General features: G+C 54.4%; 16 protein-coding genes. 2 read left to right on the plus strand and 14 right to left on the minus strand.

Going from position 1 to position 15,224, the window contains the following annotated elements:
- Positions 1-5: 5 nt before the first annotated feature.
- Positions 6-1,763, minus strand: coding sequence for a succinate dehydrogenase flavoprotein subunit (gene sdhA, locus P398_RS0113160; protein WP_029335660.1), 1,758 nt, complete (start codon positions 1,761-1,763; stop codon positions 6-8).
- A gap of 15 nt (positions 1,764-1,778) precedes the next feature.
- The gene (locus P398_RS0113165; protein ID WP_024369822.1) at positions 1,779-2,396 is read right to left on the minus strand and encodes a succinate dehydrogenase cytochrome b558 subunit; all 618 of its coding nucleotides are present in this window, start codon (positions 2,394-2,396) and stop codon (positions 1,779-1,781) included.
- 223 nt (positions 2,397-2,619) lie between these two features.
- On the opposite strand from P398_RS0113165, the gene P398_RS0113170 reads away from it, so the two are divergent.
- Entirely contained in the window at positions 2,620-3,012 is a 393-nt protein-coding gene (locus P398_RS0113170) for a YslB family protein (protein WP_231557607.1), read from the plus strand.
- A gap of 36 nt (positions 3,013-3,048) precedes the next feature.
- On the opposite strand, the gene uvrC is transcribed toward P398_RS0113170, so the two are convergent.
- The gene (gene uvrC / locus P398_RS0113175; protein WP_029335661.1) at positions 3,049-4,833 is read right to left on the minus strand and encodes an excinuclease ABC subunit UvrC; all 1,785 of its coding nucleotides are present in this window, start codon (positions 4,831-4,833) and stop codon (positions 3,049-3,051) included.
- Positions 4,834-4,905: 72 nt separating this feature from the next.
- Between uvrC and P398_RS0113180 the strand changes: the two genes are divergently transcribed.
- Positions 4,906-6,219 (plus strand): dihydrolipoyl dehydrogenase family protein, encoded by a 1,314-nt coding sequence (locus P398_RS0113180; protein ID WP_029335663.1) that lies wholly within the window; start codon positions 4,906-4,908, stop codon positions 6,217-6,219.
- 86 nt (positions 6,220-6,305) lie between these two features.
- On the opposite strand, the gene mnhG is transcribed toward P398_RS0113180, so the two are convergent.
- The 11 genes from mnhG to P398_RS0113235 form a co-directional block, all read right to left on the minus strand.
- Positions 6,306-6,665, minus strand: coding sequence for a monovalent cation/H(+) antiporter subunit G (gene mnhG, locus P398_RS0113185; protein ID WP_024369817.1), 360 nt, complete (start codon positions 6,663-6,665; stop codon positions 6,306-6,308).
- Complete coding sequence (locus P398_RS0113190) at positions 6,643-6,942, minus strand: Na(+)/H(+) antiporter subunit F1 (RefSeq protein WP_029335664.1); 300 nt, start codon at positions 6,940-6,942, stop codon at positions 6,643-6,645. Before P398_RS0113190 ends, mnhG begins: the two co-directional genes overlap by 23 nt.
- Entirely contained in the window at positions 6,939-7,424 is a 486-nt protein-coding gene (locus P398_RS0113195) for a Na+/H+ antiporter subunit E (protein ID WP_024369815.1), read from the minus strand. The genes P398_RS0113190 and P398_RS0113195 overlap by 4 nt, the downstream gene beginning before the upstream one ends.
- Before the next feature lie 7 nt (positions 7,425-7,431).
- On the minus strand, positions 7,432-8,916 hold the full coding sequence (locus P398_RS0113200; protein WP_029335665.1) for a Na+/H+ antiporter subunit D: 1,485 nt from the start codon (positions 8,914-8,916) through the stop codon (positions 7,432-7,434).
- The gene (locus P398_RS0113205) at positions 8,909-9,250 is read right to left on the minus strand and encodes a Na(+)/H(+) antiporter subunit C (RefSeq protein ID WP_024369813.1); all 342 of its coding nucleotides are present in this window, start codon (positions 9,248-9,250) and stop codon (positions 8,909-8,911) included. Before P398_RS0113205 ends, P398_RS0113200 begins: the two co-directional genes overlap by 8 nt.
- Positions 9,250-9,690: a Na(+)/H(+) antiporter subunit B gene (locus tag P398_RS0113210; RefSeq protein WP_024369812.1), complete on the minus strand. Its 441-nt coding sequence runs from the start codon at positions 9,688-9,690 to the stop codon at positions 9,250-9,252. The genes P398_RS0113205 and P398_RS0113210 overlap by 1 nt, the downstream gene beginning before the upstream one ends.
- Positions 9,674-12,112, minus strand: coding sequence for a Na+/H+ antiporter subunit A (locus tag P398_RS0113215; protein ID WP_029335667.1), 2,439 nt, complete (start codon positions 12,110-12,112; stop codon positions 9,674-9,676). The genes P398_RS0113210 and P398_RS0113215 overlap by 17 nt, the downstream gene beginning before the upstream one ends.
- A 277-nt stretch (positions 12,113-12,389) precedes the next feature.
- A complete protein-coding gene (gene trxA / locus P398_RS0113220) occupies positions 12,390-12,704 on the minus strand; it encodes a thioredoxin (protein ID WP_024369810.1) in 315 nt (104 codons plus the stop codon).
- Positions 12,705-12,810: 106 nt separating this feature from the next.
- Positions 12,811-13,776 carry an electron transfer flavoprotein subunit alpha/FixB family protein gene (locus P398_RS0113225; protein WP_029335669.1) on the minus strand — a complete coding sequence of 322 codons (966 nt, stop codon included), beginning with the start codon at positions 13,774-13,776 and terminating at the stop codon, positions 12,811-12,813.
- Positions 13,777-13,790: 14 nt separating this feature from the next.
- Positions 13,791-14,564 carry an electron transfer flavoprotein subunit beta/FixA family protein gene (locus P398_RS0113230; RefSeq protein ID WP_029335670.1) on the minus strand — a complete coding sequence of 258 codons (774 nt, stop codon included), beginning with the start codon at positions 14,562-14,564 and terminating at the stop codon, positions 13,791-13,793.
- Positions 14,565-14,643: 79 nt separating this feature from the next.
- Entirely contained in the window at positions 14,644-15,222 is a 579-nt protein-coding gene (locus P398_RS0113235; protein ID WP_024369807.1) for a TetR/AcrR family transcriptional regulator, read from the minus strand.
- Positions 15,223-15,224 lie beyond the last annotated feature (2 nt).

Consider the following 15,224-nt stretch of genomic DNA (forward strand, 5'->3'; position numbering starts at 1 on the left):
CGTCGTCATTTCGTCTTCGCCCCTTTCTTCGAGTAATCCCGTTTACGTGGCGGGATTAACGAAACGTCGATCTCTTCATACGAGATATCGACTTCCCCTTCGTTGTAACGTGCCATCGTCGTCTTCATGAACTGCTCGTCATCACGCTCCGGGAAGTCCGGTTTGTAATGGGCCCCACGGCTCTCGTCACGTTTCAATGCACCGAGTGTGATGACGCGTGCGAGGTCGAGCATATGGTCGAGTTGTCGGATGAACGATGCCCCTTGGTTGCTCCAGCGAGCCGTATCGGTCGCTGAGATGTTGTTGAAACGAGCGCGGAGTTCTTGAAGCTTTTTGTCCGTCGCAATGAGCTTGTCGTTATAGCGGACGACGGTAACGTTGTCCGTCATCAGTTCACCGAGCTCACGGTGGATTTGGTAGGCGTTCTCCGTGCCGTCCATCCCGAGAATCTCATTGAATCGTTCGATTTCTTCACGCTCGTTGAAGTTAAAGAGCGCTTCTGGCACGCTCTCGGTCGCTTGATCGAGGCCGCGCATGTAGTTGACGGCCGACGGACCGGCTTCCATCCCGCCGTAGACGGCAGACAAGAGCGAGTTCGCCCCGAGACGGTTCGCCCCGTGCATCGAGTAGTCACATTCCCCAGCCGCGAACAATCCTGGGATGTTCGTCATCTGGTCGTAGTCGACCCATAGTCCGCCCATCGAATAGTGAACGGCCGGGAAAATTTTCATCGGTACTTTACGCGGGTCGTCCCCGACGAACTTCTCGTAAATCTCGAGAATGCCGCCGAGTTTGATGTCGAGCTCTTTCGAGTCTTTATGCGACAAATCGAGATATACCATGTTCTCACCGTTGACGCCGAGCTTTTGGTTGACGCAGACGTCGAAAATCTCACGTGTCGCGATGTCACGCGGCACGAGGTTCCCGTAAGCCGGATACTTCTCTTCAAGGAAGTACCAAGGCTTGCCGTCTTTATACGTCCAGACGCGGCCGCCTTCCCCACGCGCCGACTCACTCATGAGACGAAGTTTGTCGTCACCAGGAATGGCCGTCGGGTGGATTTGGATGAACTCGCCGTTCGCGTAGACCGCTCCTTGGCGATAGACCGCACCGGCCGCTTGGCCGGTGTTGATGACCGAGTTCGTCGATTTGCCGAAAATGACGCCCGGTCCGCCTGTCGCGAGAATGACCGCATCCGACGGGAACGCTTTAATCTCCATCGAACGAAGGTCTTGACAGACCGCACCGCGGCACACGCCCGCCTCATCGATGATGGCCCGGAGGAACTCCCAGCCCTCATACTTCTCGACGAGACCTTGTGCCTCGAAACGTCGGACCTGCTCGTCTAGTGCGTAGAGGAGCTGCTGCCCCGTCGTCGCACCGGCATAAGCCGTCCGGTGATGGAGCGTGCCCCCGAAGCGACGGAAGTCAAGGAGACCTTCCGGCGTCCGGTTGAACATGACACCCATCCGGTCGAACATGTGGATGATTTTAGGTGCCGCTTCTGCCATCTTTTGGACAGGCGGTTGGTTGGCAAGGAAGTCGCCGCCGTAAACCGTGTCATCGAAGTGTTGCCAAGGAGAATCCCCTTCCCCTTTCGTGTTGACGGCACCGTTGATGCCGCCTTGTGCACAGACCGAATGTGAACGCTTGACCGGTACAAGCGAGAATAGTTTAACCGGAACACCCATCTCTGCCGACTTGATTGTCGCCATGAGTCCAGCTAGACCGCCACCGATGACGATCAAACTTTGATTTGCCATGTAAATTTCCCCCTATTACAAGATGCCGGCGAACGTCAAGATTGAACGAAGTCCGACAAAAGATAGTGCCAAGAACACGGCACCTGACACGTAGCTCATAAAGCGTTGCGAACGAGGTGACTGTGTGATTCCCCACGTGATCGCAAACGACCAAAGTCCGTTCGCGAAGTGGAACGTAGCCGAGAGGATCCCGACTATGTAGAAGATGAGCATGAGCGGATTGTCGACGATGTTTTGCATCATCTCCGCGTTGACCTCGACCCCACGCATCTTCGCCAAGCGCGTTTCCCAAACGTGCCATGCGATGAAGATGACGAGGAAGACGCCTGTGAAGCGCTGTAAAATATACATCCAGTTGCGGGCGTACGAATAACGGTTCGAGTTGATCGATCCGAGAAACGCATAGTACACGCCATACACCCCGTGGAAAATCATCGGCAAGGCGATGACCGTCACTTCAAGGAAGTATAAATACGGTAAGCTCTCCATGAATTTTGCTGCCTTGTTGAACGACTCCACCCCATCGACGATGTAGTAGTTGACCGATAAGTGGACGATCAAAAACAAGCCGATTGGGATGACCCCAAGTAGCGAATGGACTTTACGACTGAAATAGTCACGACGCGACGCCATTCTAGTTCCCCCTTTTTACGAGCAGTTGGCTCGTTTTGTCAATAAAAGCGTTTTCAAATCTAAATATAGCTTTCTGACTCCTATTCTACTCTTGTGAAAATTGTATGACAAGACAACCTGACCGATTTCTGGCACATTCTTTTAGAAAATTCTCGGTGACCAAATCCCAATTCGTCGTTATAATGGTATAGAGAGATTGGAGTGATGGAAGAAGATGGAAACCATGAGCCAACCCACTTTCGCGATCGAATTGTTGCGCGATTATGTGTTGACAGACTTGCTCGGAGACGATTACGGCCAAGTCATCTATTGGTCCGGCAAACGGATCGCCCGCAAGTTCCCGGTTATGCCGGACGAGGAGCTGTGTGCGTTTTTCGAAGAAGCCGGATGGGGACAATTGTCTCTTGTGAAAGAGAAAGGGAACAAGTTCGTGTTCGAACTCGTCCCTCCTCCTTCGACGCAGCAAAAAGCGACAGGCTATTACCAGCTCGAGGCTGGCTTTTTAGCCGAACAAATCGCCGGTCGTCTCCAATGCGTCGCCGAAGGCTATGCCGACCCGGCACGTGAAGCCGTCCACATCACCGTCCAATTAGACCGAAAAGACACGTACGAATGACGAAGAGCCGATGCGATTGACCGCATCGGCTCTTTCTCATTCATCCGTCTCCTCGTGCACGTGCTGTAAAACAGTCTCAGCGAGTTTCTCGGGCAAGCCTGCCTCTTTCAACTGTTCGAGTGACGCCAGGCGAATCTGTTTCATCGACCCGAAGTGGCGAATGAGCTGCTGGCGGCGTTTCTGACCGACACCCGGGATGTCATCGAGCACCGATTTCGTCATCTTCTTCGTCCGCAAACTGCGGTGGAATGTGATGGCGAAGCGGTGGACCTCGTCTTGCATCCGCTGCAACAAGTAGAACGCACTCGAGCGCGAGTTCAATTCGATCACCCCACCGCCTTCACCGAACAAGAGCTGGCTCGTCCGGTGACGGTCATCCTTCTTCAACGAGCCGACGGGCAAATCGAGGCCGAACTCGTTATGCAACACATCGAGCGCCGCGTTCAACTGCCCGATCCCCCCATCGATCAACAGCAAGTCCGGCAACCGTTTCTCTTCGGTCAACAAGCGGCGGAAGCGACGACGGACGACTTCGCGCATCGTCTCGTAATCGTCCGGCCCTTGGACGGTGCGAATCTTATATTTCCGATATTCTTTTTTAAGCGGTTTGCCGTCCTCGAAGACGACGAGCGCCGAGACGGCGTCACTTCCTTGAATGTTGGCGTTATCGATGATGTCGACGCGCGACAAGTTCGGGATGCCGATCGCCTCACCGAGTTCGCGCATAGCGAGGAGCGTCCGTTCTTCGTCACGGGCGAGCAGTTCGAACTTCTCGTTCAGCGCGATCTCCGCGTTCTTCGTCGCGAGGGCGAGCAGTTGTCGTTTCGCTCCTCGTTTCGGCTGCATCACTTTCGTGCCGAGCGCATCGTTCAACAAGTCGATGCGGACGATTTCCGGGACGAGCACTTCTTTTGGCAACACGTTCTGTTCGTAGAATTGGACGATGAAACTTTCGAGTTCTTCCGACGGCTCACCGTGGAGCGGGAAGAGCGAGACGTCGCGCTCGATCATCTTGCCGCCCCGCATATAGAACACTTGGACACACATCCAACCTCGGTCGAGCGTGTAGCCGAAGACGTCACGTGCCGTCGGATCGGCGGTAATCATGTTCTGCTTGTTCATAATCGACTCGACAGCCCGAATCTGGTCGCGCAGCTCGGCCGCTCGTTCGAACTGCATCTCTTCGGCCGCCTTGACCATATCGACCTCGAGCTTCGCGAGCGTCTCGGCCGTCTCCCCGTTCAAGAAACCACGAATCTCCTGGACGATCGCTTTCTGGTCGTCCGTATCGACGGCGAGCTCGCACGGACCGAGACATTGCCCGATATGATAATACAGGCACAGCTTCCTCGGCATCGGCTGACACTTCCTTAGCGGGTACAGCTTGTCGAGCAGTCGCTTCGTCTCGTTCGCGGCGTAGGCGTTCGGGTAAGGCCCGAAATAGTGGCCTCCGTCTTTTTTCAGCTTCCGCGTCGTCAGCAATCGCGGGTACGGCTCATTCGTGATTTTGATGTACGGGTACGTCTTGTCGTCTTTCAGACGGATGTTGTACTTCGGGTCGTGCTTTTTAATGAGCGTCATCTCGAGCAACAACGCCTCGAGCTCGCTCGCCGTGACGATGTACTCGAAGTCACGGATCTCGGCGACGAGTCGCATCGTCTTGATGTCGTGCGCCCCAGTGAAGTAAGACCGGACGCGATTCTTTAAGTTTTTCGCTTTCCCGACGTAAATGACCTCGCCGTACTCGTTCTTATGCAAGTAACAGCCAGGCTCATCCGGCAGCAGCGCCAGTTTATGTTTAATATGGTCGGTCTGACTCAAGTTCGATCACCTCAGTTTAGCTTCCTCTAGGACGGGAAAAAATAGGGTGAAGTCTTAGAGGGAGGGAATTTTATGAAACGGTACGACGTCATCATCCTCGGGAGCGGTTCGGCAGCGAGCCAAGCCGCTAACGTTCTGTGCGACGCCGGTAAACAAGTTGCCATCGTCGAGAACTGGACGTTCGGCGGGACATGTCCGCAACGCGGCTGCGACCCAAAAAAGATGCTTGCGGAAGGAGTCGAGCTCCTCACCCGCGTCAATCAAATGAAATCGCTCGGCGTCAAAGGGGACATCACGCTCGACTGGAGCATGTTCAAGCGGCGCCTCGACGAATATCGTTTTGCCGTCCCGACGACAAAGACGCACAACTGGAAAGAGCGCGGCATCGATTTGTTCGAAGGCGAGCCCCATTTCGTCGACGAAGACTCAATCGTCATCGAGGGACACGAGGTCTCGGCGCATCAATTCATCATCGCGACCGGGCTCATCCCCCGTCCGCTCGATATCCCCGGTGGAGACGGTGCCATCACGAGTGACGATATTTTCGACCTCGAGACGTTGCCGGAAGCCATCACGATCGTCGGGGCAGGCTATATCGCATTCGAATTCGCCCACATCCTCCGTCGCTTCGGGAGTCGTGTCACGCTCCTCATCCGATCGCGCGCGTTGAAGGCGTTCGACCGGAAGATCGTGAAACGTCTCGTCGACGAGACGATCCACATCGGCATCGACGTCCGATACGGGGTCGAACCGGCTCGGCTCGATGGGAACGTCTTGACGTTGTCAGATGACTCTACCCTTGAAGGAGTCGTCCTTAACGCCTCGGGACGCATCCCGAGCATCGAGCGGCTCCGTTTGGACGCCGCCGGCATCGACTCCGACAAAGACGGCATTCGCGTCAATGAGTATTTGCAGACGACGAATCCGTTCGTCTATGCGGCCGGTGACGTCAGCGCGAGCGACAACCCGCCGCTCACCCCGTTCGCCGGCCAGGAAGGCAGGATCGCCGCGCTCAACTTGCTTCGGGGCAACACGCGCCCATTTCCGGAACGACCGGCCCCGACCGTCGTCTTCACGTCCCCTCCTATCGCCAAGGTCGGTTTGACGATCGACGAGGCGAAAGCGAAAGGGCTTGACTTCGAATGTAAGGACAATGACTTGTCTCACTTTTTGACGTATGAACGTATCAACGATCAGACCGCCTTCTCCCGCGTGTTGCTCAGTCATGACGGTCATGTGCTCGGCGCCCATCTGATCGGCCAGCATGCGCCGGAACTGATCAACCTATTCTCGTTCATTATACAGAACAACATCAGCCATCAACACGTGAAACACTTGCAGTTCGCGTATCCGACGTCGGCATCCGACTTGAGCTATTTGATTTGAACGCCTGTGTACTTCTCTCCAGCGCCGCCCGATGTGTCATCACCAATCACGACATACAAAAAGACTCGCCGCAGCGAGTCTTTTTGTCATTCCAATCCTTTATCCTTATCTTCTTTCAACGCATCCTGAAGCGACTTCTCCCAAAGCGGGACGCCTTTCGAATGTGCGGCGCGGGCGATCAAATGTCCGCCGACCGGTGCGGTCAACAGAACGAAGAACAACCCGAGCAAGAGACGGGCATCGAACACGCGCTGGTCGACCCAGACGTGTAAGACGGCCGCGAACAACACGAACATGACGCCGAGCGTCGCCGACTTCGAGGCCGCATGGGTCCGCGAGTAGATGTCAGGCAAACGGATGAGGCCGATCGCCGCGACGACCGTGAAGAACACCCCGATGATCGTGAAAATGCCGGTCAATATATCAAAGATCATTGTCGCGGTCATGATGGATGATCTCCCCTCTCTCTAAGAATTTCGAGAACGCCACCGTCCCGATGAAGGCGAGGATACTGAGCAACAAAATAACCTCGAAGAACATCGTCGTGTCGAGCAAGATCGACAAAAGGGCGACGACCGAAATCAAGGCGATACCGATCGAGTCGAGGGCGATGACGCGGTCAGCAGTCGTCGGTCCTTTGACGACGCGGTACAACATGAACAGCATCGCGAGCAGTAGGATGGCGAGCGAGATGTAAATCAAAATGTCCAAGATGTCCATCATTCCGTCGCCTCCTTAATGCTAGATTCAAAGTTATCGTAAATGTCTTGCTTGAGCGCCTCTTTATCCGGCATATGGAGCGCATGGATATAGAGGATTTTGCTGTCTTGCGACACTTGGACGACGAGCGTCCCTGGTGTGAGCGAGATCAGCATCGACAAGAGACTGATTTTCCAACCCGACTTGAGCGTCGTCTCGTAGCGAAAGATTCCTGGTTGAATCTCGAGCTTTGGACTGAGGACGAGGCGCAACACCTCGAAGTTCGCCATGACGAGCTCGCGGGAGAAAATGAGCAGCAACTTGAAGAGCTTGATCACGCGAGTGAAGTAAAAGCTCGTTCCGGATTCACGGAAGAAGCGGCGCATCATGAAGATGACGAGAAGACCGAGCAAGTAACCGATCAAGAATCCGTATGTCGTGAACGATCCCGTGAGGAACATCCAGATGAACGCCAAGAAAAAGTTAATCAATATTTGATAGGCCATCTTGTAGTCACTCCTTTAACACGGCATCGATGTAGAGTTCTGGTTGCGTGAGCGGTTCGATTGCCTGGGTAATATATGGGTGCATCAACTCGGCACCGAATCCGTACGCGACCGCCACGGCGAGCAACAGACACACCGGGACGAGCAACCGGTTCGTGAACGGGATGAGCGGACCGTCATACTGCCGACGCTCCTCTCCCCAAAAACCGTTCAAGAAAATCTTGATGACGGAGAACAAGACGAACAGGCTCGAGATGAGGACGAGGATCGGACCGAACAAGTCCCCTTCCCCGACCCCGCCTTGGACGATCAATAGTTTCCCGAAGAAACCACTGAGCGGCGGAATCCCGGCGAGCGAGAGCGCCGCGATGAAGAACGTCCAACCGAAGAGCGGGAAGCGTGTGATGAGTCCGCCCATCTCGCGGAGCTGCCCGGACCTCGTGATGCCGATCATCATACCGACGAGCATGAACAGGACGGCTTTGATCATCATGTCGTGGATCAAGTAGTAGAGTGCCCCTTCAAGCGACGTCTGCGTGTTGACCGCGATCCCGTACAGGATGACCCCGACGGCGATCATGATGTTGTAGATGATGATCAGCTTGACATCGTTGTAAGCGATCGCGCCGACCATCCCGGTGATGATCGTCAAGACGGCGAGCACGATCAAGAACGTCTGTAAGAACGTCCCGTTCACATCGAACAAGAGCGTGTACGTCCGGAGAATCGAGTAGACGCCGACTTTCGTCAAGAGCGCCCCGAACAACGCGAGAATCGGTGTCGGTGCGACGACGTACGAACCAGGCAACCAATAGTGAAGCGGCACGAGTGCCCCTTTCAACCCGAACACGATGATGAACAGAACGCCGATGACGGAGATGACGTTCGGGTTATCGACGAGCGGAATCTTCTGGGCGAGGTCCGCCAAACTGAGCGTCCCGACAGCCCCGTAAAGATATGCGACCGCCATGACGAACAACGCCGAAGCGAGGACGTTGACGAGCAAGTACTTGATCGACTCGCGCAACTGGACGCCTTTCCCGCCGAGGACGATCAAGACGTAAGACGAGATCAAGAACACTTCGAAGAAGACGAACAAGTTGAAAATATCGCCTGTCGTGAACGCCCCGTTGACACCGACGAGCAAGAACATCATCGCGACATACAAGTAGTTCTCTTCATACGCCGTCGAGAAGTAATGGACGGCGAACCAGACGATGAAGAACGTGAGCAGCGTCGACGTCGTGACGAGGAGCGCGGATAACATGTCTGAGACGAGCGTGATCGAGAACGGCGCCGGCCAGTTCCCGAGGTTGAGGGTCAAAATCCCCTCGTTAGAGACCGTGTGCACCAACAAGAGCGACACGAGTAACGTGACAAAAATCGATCCAAGAGCCAGGCCGCGCTGCAGGCGCACGTTCTTTGGCAGGAACATCATGATGATCGCCGCAAGCGCCGGGATGACAATCGGAAACACAGGTAAGTTAATCATTCGATTCCGTTCCTTTCATTTCCTCCATATTATCCGTGTTCAGCTCTTGGTAAGTGCGATACGCGAGTACCAAGAAGAACGCGGTCACCCCGAAACTGATGACGATCGCCGTCAAGACGAGCGCCTGCGGTAACGGGTCAGTATAATCGGTCACACCGTCGACGAGGACAGGTGCGGCGCCTGTCTTCAATCCTGACATCGTCAAAACGAGCAAGTGGGCGGCGTGACTAAACAGTGACGTGCCGATGATGATGCGTAACAAACTCTTTGAGAGAATCATATAGACTGCACACATCGTCAAGGCACCGATAATGATGCTAACGAAGATTTCCATTATTCGCTCTCTCCAATCGTTTGAATGATCGTCATCGTGACACCAATGACGACGAGGTAGACGCCGAGATCGAACGCGATCGCCGTATGGAGCGTCTCTTCGCCAAGGAGCGGCAAGTAAAACTTGTCATAGGCGTGCGTGAAGAACGGCAAGTCGAAGAAAATCGAATGCATCGCCGTCAATACAGCGATCAGCGCCCCGAGCGCCGTCATGCGGCGGTAATCAAACGGCAAGACGGTCGCGAGCGTCTTCGAGTCGAAGGCAAGGAGCAAGAGCACGAGTGCCGCTGCCGTCATCAAGCCCCCGATGAATCCACCGCCTGGTGAGTAGTGTCCCGAGAAGAACAAGTGGATCGAGAAGACGATGATGATGAAGAAGATGATCACCGCGGCCGTCTGTAAAATGACGTCGTTGACGCGCTTATTACTTTTTGGCTTCATGTCCATGTTCATCTTCTCCTTTCGTACGTTGTGCTGTCGTTCTGAACTTGATCATCGTGTAAATACCGAGACCGGCGACCGCGAGGACGATAATCTCGAACAATGTATCGAAGCCACGGAAGTCGACGAGGACGACGTTGACCATGTTCTTCCCGGCAGCCAAGTCATAGACGTTTTCTTTATAATATTCCGAGATCGAGCTGATCGATTTGTTCGATAGCGTCATGAAGCTGAGCATCATGACAGTGATCCCGACGAGGACGGCCACGATGGCGTTCCCGACCTTAAAGCGCATCCGGGCTTCTTTCTTGCCAATCTCCGGCATGTGATAGAAGACGAGCAGGAACAACGCGACCGACACCGTCTCGATGACGAGCTGAGTGAGCGCGAGGTCCGGCGCTTCGAAGAAGACGAAGAAGAGCGCGATGCCGTAACCGACGACACCGAGCAAGATGATTGCCGGCAGACGCGAACGCATGAACAGAATCGCGAACGCGCTCAAGACGACGACAGCACCGAGCACGTACTCGTATGGTGTGACCTCAGCCATCTCGCCGAACGAGAAGCTGAACATCTCATACCACCACATCGAGAACAAGAGCATCCCCGACATGAAGACGAAGATGTAAATCAAATACGAGCGGATGAAGCCCGTCATGTAGTTGTCTTTGAAGCGGTACGCCGCTTTGTTCGACCAGACGAGCGAACCGTCGTACATCCCGTTGAGCGTCAAGCGGTACGGCACCCGGTTGTAGATGCCCATCCATTTGTTGAGCGTGAAGAAGAGCACCGTCCCGAGCGCGACAATCCCAATCGTCATGAGCAACTCAGCCGTGATCCCGTGCCAGAAATACAAATCGACTTCGACCGCCTGTCCGCCTTCGACGAGCGACGGGTAAATCGATTCGACAGCCGGACGGATGAGCGTGTTCGACAACACGTTCGGGATGAAACCGAGCACGACGACGAGCACGGCGAGGATCGCTGGCGGGATGAGCATCCCGATTGGCGCCTCGTGCGGCTGTTTCGGCAACTTGTCAAACTGGGCTTTGCCCATGAACGTCCGCGTGAAGATGATCAAGCTATAGACGAACGTGAACACGCTCGCAATGAACGCGACGACCGGGATGAGCAGGCCGATCGTGTCGAGCGCAAAGAAGTCAGCCGAGAACACTTTCGTCGTCGCCTTCAAGAACATCTCTTTACTGAGGAAGCCGTTGAACGGCGGTAACCCTGCCATCGATAATGAACCGATGACGGCGATCGTGAACGTGATCGGCATGACGGTCATCAAGCCGCCGAGCTTACGAATATCACGCGTCCCGGTCTCGTGGTCGACGATTCCGACCATCATGAAGAGCGAGCCTTTGAACGTCGCGTGGTTGATCAAATGGAAGATCGCGGCAATCGTCGCGACCATGAAGATGTTGTCATCGACGCCGTCATAATGAAGCGCCGCGGCCCCGAGGCCGAGGAGCGACATGATGAGACCGAGCTGACTGACGGTCGAATACGCGAGGATCCCTTTCAAATCGGTCTGTTTGACCGCATTGAACGACCCCCAGAAGAGCGTGAACGTCCCGAACGAGACGATGATCCATAACCAGAGCGACGACTCTTGGAACACCGGACTCATCCGCGCGACCAAATAGAGCCCCGCCTTGACCATCGTCGCCGAGTGGAGGTATGCACTGACCGGGGTCGGTGCCTCCATCGCATCCGGTAACCAGATGTGGAACGGGAACTGCGCCGACTTCGTGAACGCCCCGAGCAAGATGAGAATCATCGCCGGGATGAAGAACGGGCTATCGACAATGACCGCTTGGTTCGCGACCATCTCTCGAATGCTGAACGAACCGACCATCGACTCGAGGAGGACGATCCCCCCGAGCATCGACAAACCGCCGAAGACGGTGATGAGCATCGACTTTTGCGCCCCGTAACGGGAACGCTCTTTCTCGTACCAGTAACCGATCAACAGGAACGACGAAATCGACGTCAATTCCCAGAACATGTACATGACGACCATGTTGTCGGACAAGACGACCCCGAGCATCGCGCCCATGAAGAGAAGCAAGTACACATAAAAGTGACCGAGCGATTCTTTGTCTTTATTCAAGTAATAAATTGAATACAAGACAACGAGCGCACCGATCCCCGTGATCAGGAGTGCGAACAAGAGCCCGAGTCCATCGACGTATGCCGTGAAGTTGATGCCGAGCGACGGCATCCAACGGACCGTCTCCGTCACGACACCCCCGTCACTCGTGATGCCGATGTAACGGAAGAAATACACGAAGAGAAGCGTAGGGACGACCAAAACAAACCAACCCGTATGTATTCGCTTCACTGCCCGAAACAGAAACGGGATAAACGGTGCCGCCAGGAGCGGCAATAAAATAGCGAGATGTAACACCGACAAGAAAATTCCTCCTTCGAACAGAGTCGTACAAGCGATGTAGCGTGCCCTATGTAAAAGTAGGGTCATCTGACTACATCACGTCTCTACATGAGTATAGCGCAATTTTTCCGTTCTTAGCCATGATTAAAACTTCCCTGTTTCTTCACAAATTCAAACTATTCTTAAACTTTTAAATATGAAGGAACGCGTCGGAAAATGTAAAAAAAATCTCATAGTTTGTTTTCGGGCGCCATACAAAAAAACAACCGATCGGAGACCCGATCGGCTGTTTTGGACATTATTGTGCTGTCGCGATGAACTCTTTCAACGCTTCTTTTGGTTGGAAGCCCATTGTCTTCGAGACAGGTTGACCGTCTTTGAACATCATAAGTGTCGGGATGCTTTGGATTTGGAAAGCGCCCGCTACTTCTGGGTTCTCGTCAACGTCGAGTTTAATGATTTGGACTTGGTCGCCCATCTCTTGGTCGAGCTCTTCAAGAACCGGTGCGATCATGCGGCACGGTCCACACCAAGCTGCCCAGAAATCGACGAGGACGACGCCCTCTTTTACATCTTGTTCAAACGATTGAGTCGTTGCATGTTTAATAGCCATTTGGTAATACCTCCCCAGTAAGATGAGAAAGTTCAGTTACGAACTCTCTTGCAATTCATGTTCAGAGTATACCACGGAGGGTAAGTTTCCCCAAACGTTTTGCCCATCAGCTATTGACGAGGTGCTTCCGGAACTCTTCTGTCAACAACGGGACGACGTCGAACAAGTCACCGACGATGCCGTAATCGGCCACCGTGAAGATGTTCGCCTCAGGGTCCTTGTTGATCGCGACGATGACTTTGGCGTTGCTCATCCCGGCCAAGTGTTGGATTGCCCCGGAAATACCGCAAGCGATATACAGGTCAGGCGTGACGACTTTCCCGGTCTGACCGATTTGGAGGGCGTAGTCGCAATAGTCGGCGTCACATGCTCCACGTGAAGCGCCGACCGCGCCGCCGAGCAGTTCCGCGAGTTCTTCGAGCGGCTTGAATCCTTCCTCGCTCTTGACGCCACGGCCGCCGGCGACGATGACTTTCGCCTCGGCGAGGTCGACTTTCCCGGTCGCTTTGCGGACGACTTCTTTGACGATCATCGCGAGGTCTTTGAGTTCCACGCTCGGCGTCTCGACCGAGACGCTCGCTCCCGCTTGGCGCGGCAAGCTGTCGATGTTGTTCGGACGGATCGTGAAGAACATGACCGAGTCTTTGAATTTCACTTTCTCAAACGCTTTCCCCGAATAGATCGGACGGACGAACTCGGCGTCTTTGCCAGATCCTTCGATCGAAACGACGTCACTGATGAGACCGGCGTCAAGACGGGCCGCGAGTTTCGGCGCGATGTCTTTTCCGAGCGCCGTATGACCGAGGACGATCATGTCCGGTCCTTCTTGGTCGATCAGTTGGCGGAGCACTTGTCCGTAGCCGTCCGGCGTGTAGTGCTTGAGGCGTTCGTCTTCGACGACGAGGACGCGCCCGGCCCCGTATTCTCCGAGTTCATTCGCGAGCGCTTTGACGTTTTCCCCGATGACGACCGCCGTCACATCGTCCGTCAATTGCTTCGCTGCGGCGATCGCTTCAAATGATACGTTCCGTAACGCGCCTTCGCGCGCTTCTGCGAGTACTAAAGCTTTCATATGTGATATCCCCCTTAAATGACTTTGGCTTCCGTGCGAAGTAATTGAACGAGCTCACTCACTTGTGACGCCGTATCCCCTTCAAGGATGCGCCCGGCTTTCTTCTCTTCCGGCAAGAACCGTTCGATCGTCTCGATTTTCGCTTCGATCTCATCTTCGTCGAGGTCGATATCAGACAGTTCAAGTTCTTCAAGCGGCTTCTTCTTCGCCTTCATGATTCCCGGAAGGCTCGGATAGCGCGGTTCGTTCAATCCTTGTTGCGCCGTCACGAGGAGCGGGAGCGCCACTTCGATCACTTCCGTGTCCCCTTCGACGTCACGAGTGACCGTCGCCGTCGTCCCATCGATCTCGAGCTCGGTGATCGTCGTCACGTAGTTCATGTCGAGCAGTTCGGCGACGCGCGGAGCGACTTGGCCGCTACCGCCGTCGATGGCGACGTTCCCGGCGAAGATGAGATCCGGTGCTTGCTCTTTCAAATACGTCGCGAGCACTTTCGAGATCGTCACATGGTCCGCGTCCTCGACGTCGTCCTCGATCGAGATGCGGACCGCTTTGTCCGCTCCCATCGCGAGCGCCGTGCGCAACTCTTTGTCCGCGTCTTCCGGTCCGACCGTCACGACCGTGACTTCTCCCCCGAGATCGTCACGTTTGCGGATCGCTTCCTCGACCGCGTATTCGTCATACGGGTTGATGATGAACTCGGCGCCGTCTTCTTGGATTTCCCCGTTCTCAAGCTGAATCGCTTCCTCCGTATCGAACGTCCGTTTCAGCAATACAAAAATATTCATCGTAGTTCCCCCTTTAAGTTGTTCGCACCATCATTCATGAATCAGCATTCATTTTTTGGGCCAATGAGAGGGCTTACGGTTAAGCAAGCCCTTTTTTTAACATATGGTGTACTTTTGGAAGCGTCGACATCAAGTCATACTTGAAGCCGCTCGCCATCCAACTCGTGACCACTTCATCGATTGTGCCGAAAATCATTTGCCGGGCGAGCCGGTAGTCGAGCTCGTTGTCGAACTCCCCTGTCTCAATCCCATGCTTGACGACCGCATCGATCAAATTCAAATATGGTTTCAATACTTCGCTAATTTTTTGGCGAAGCGCCAAGTTCGACTGTCGCAACTCGATTTGTGTCACGACGGCGAGGTCGTAATCGGCCGACAGTTGTTTCAGATGTGACTCGATCAAGCGGTACAGCTTGTCCCCTGCCGTCGTCTCCTGCTCGATCTGTTGCTTCGAGTAGTCGATGAACAGCCCCATCTTCGTCTGGAACAACTCGATCAAGAGGTGTTCCTTGTTTTTGAAATACAGATAGATTGTTCCGTCCGCGACGCCCGCCTCTTTGGCGATGGCTGTCACCTTTGCACCGTGATAGCCATGGTCCGCAATCACTTTCACTGCCGCATCGATAATGCGGTCACTCTTTGATCCATTCTTTGTCATAA

The organism is Exiguobacterium aurantiacum DSM 6208, from assembly GCF_000702585.1.
In the GTDB taxonomy this organism is placed as follows: domain Bacteria; phylum Bacillota; class Bacilli; order Exiguobacteriales; family Exiguobacteriaceae; genus Exiguobacterium; species Exiguobacterium aurantiacum.

What these genes read in the sequence shown, in the direction of transcription:
- P398_RS0113210 (WP_024369812.1), bottom strand. Translation starts at nt 9,690, where the DNA reads ATGAAGCCAAAAAGTAATAAGCGCGTCAACGACGTCATTTTACAGACG.
- trxA (WP_024369810.1), bottom strand. Translation starts at nt 12,704, where the DNA reads ATGGCTATTAAACATGCAACGACTCAATCGTTTGAACAAGATGTAAAA.
- P398_RS0113190 (WP_029335664.1), bottom strand. Translation starts at nt 6,942, where the DNA reads ATGATGGACATCTTGGACATTTTGATTTACATCTCGCTCGCCATCCTA.
- P398_RS0113225 (WP_029335669.1), bottom strand. Translation starts at nt 13,776, where the DNA reads ATGAAAGCTTTAGTACTCGCAGAAGCGCGCGAAGGCGCGTTACGGAAC.
- P398_RS0113235 (WP_024369807.1), bottom strand. Translation starts at nt 15,222, where the DNA reads ATGACAAAGAATGGATCAAAGAGTGACCGCATTATCGATGCGGCAGTG.
- P398_RS0113180 (WP_029335663.1), top strand. Translation starts at nt 4,906, where the DNA reads ATGAAACGGTACGACGTCATCATCCTCGGGAGCGGTTCGGCAGCGAGC.
- P398_RS0113230 (WP_029335670.1), bottom strand. Translation starts at nt 14,564, where the DNA reads ATGAATATTTTTGTATTGCTGAAACGGACGTTCGATACGGAGGAAGCG.
- mnhG (WP_024369817.1), bottom strand. Translation starts at nt 6,665, where the DNA reads ATGACCGCGACAATGATCTTTGATATATTGACCGGCATTTTCACGATC.
- P398_RS0113165 (WP_024369822.1), bottom strand. Translation starts at nt 2,396, where the DNA reads ATGGCGTCGCGTCGTGACTATTTCAGTCGTAAAGTCCATTCGCTACTT.
- P398_RS0113195 (WP_024369815.1), bottom strand. Translation starts at nt 7,424, where the DNA reads ATGGCCTATCAAATATTGATTAACTTTTTCTTGGCGTTCATCTGGATG.
- sdhA (WP_029335660.1), bottom strand. Translation starts at nt 1,763, where the DNA reads ATGGCAAATCAAAGTTTGATCGTCATCGGTGGCGGTCTAGCTGGACTC.
- P398_RS0113170 (WP_231557607.1), top strand. Translation starts at nt 2,620, where the DNA reads ATGAGCCAACCCACTTTCGCGATCGAATTGTTGCGCGATTATGTGTTG.
- P398_RS0113205 (WP_024369813.1), bottom strand. Translation starts at nt 9,250, where the DNA reads ATGGAAATCTTCGTTAGCATCATTATCGGTGCCTTGACGATGTGTGCA.
- P398_RS0113200 (WP_029335665.1), bottom strand. Translation starts at nt 8,916, where the DNA reads ATGATTAACTTACCTGTGTTTCCGATTGTCATCCCGGCGCTTGCGGCG.